This is a genomic window from Neisseria sp. P0017.S009 (assembly GCF_051957375.1).
Taxonomy (GTDB): domain Bacteria; phylum Pseudomonadota; class Gammaproteobacteria; order Burkholderiales; family Neisseriaceae; genus Neisseria; species Neisseria perflava.
Window position 1 is genome coordinate 1 of the sequence record NZ_JBQCWL010000043.1, and the last position, 241, is coordinate 241.

Sequence of the window (241 nt, forward strand, 5' to 3'; positions counted from 1 at the left end):
GTGAACACGTTCTTACGCATTGGCCACCAGGTGCGGGCCGATCAGGCCGGTCAGCTCAAACATGCCGGCGCGGTCTTTGCCCAGCACGGCGCGCAGTTTGTCGTCGGCCACGATGGTGCGTTTGTCTTGCGGGTCTTGCAGGTTGTGCGCTTTGATGTAGTCCCACAGTTTTTTCAGTGCCTCGGTGCGGGCCACGGCATCGCTGCCGATGACGGCGGCCAGCGCAGCATCGGGGTGGTAG

General features: G+C 63.1%; 1 protein-coding gene. It reads right to left on the bottom strand.

The features are described 5' to 3' along the window. Positions 1-12: 12 nt before the first annotated feature. The coding region (locus ACTHTG_RS11255) for an SWIB/MDM2 domain-containing protein (RefSeq protein WP_440362656.1) at positions 13-241 on the bottom strand (229 nt) is incomplete at its 5' end.